The sequence below is a fragment of the Vibrio sp. Y176 genome (assembly GCF_033438945.1).
Window position 1 is genome coordinate 1 of the sequence record NZ_JAWOQS010000728.1, and the last position, 627, is coordinate 627.

Annotated in this window: 1 protein-coding gene; it reads left to right on the forward strand. The window is 45.8% G+C overall.

Annotated elements, in window-relative coordinates; translation table 11 throughout:
• Positions 1-538 (forward strand): beta-propeller fold lactonase family protein (locus tag R7O13_RS28320; protein WP_318305383.1); only part of this gene is annotated, 538 nt, incomplete at its 5' end.
• Between the last annotated feature and the right edge of the window lie 89 nt (positions 539-627).

Here is a 627-nt window from a genome sequence, read left to right on the forward strand (position 1 = left end):
CGATAGCGTCCTTATTTATGATTACGATGCCCAGCCGCCGGATTTTTCACTGTCGCAAGTGATTCATTTGCCCGCAGGTTCGGGACCGCGCCATCTGGTGTTTAACCAACAAGAGTCGACAGCGTATGTGGTTTGCGAACTGTCAGAAACCTTGATTGTTCTGGTTAAGCACCAAGATAAATGGCTTATCTCGAATCAAACAGAATTATTAGAAGGGGAAGATAATCAGCAAGCGGCGGCGGCGATTCGTCTTTCGCAAGATGAAACGTTTTTGTATGTCTCTTGCCGAGCTCAGAACAAAATCAGTATGTTTGATGTGTCTGGCGATACGCCAAAAAGGCGAGCAGCCATTCACTGTGAAGGGGCTTTTCCACGAGATTTTGTGTTGTCTCATGATCAAAAGTGGTTGCTGGTTGCCAATCAACATTCCAACAATGTGGTGAGCTTTCGTCGCAATCCTCAAACAGGTGAAATTACCCCAACGGGTTATGACTGTGAGATAGGCTCTCCAGTGTGTATTGTCGAACAACCGTTGTAACGATTAACGAAGAAGCAGCAGGAAATAGAAAAGCCTAGCGGGCGGCTAGGCTTTCAGGATAAAAACAGTTAACGCCAATTTTCAACGTA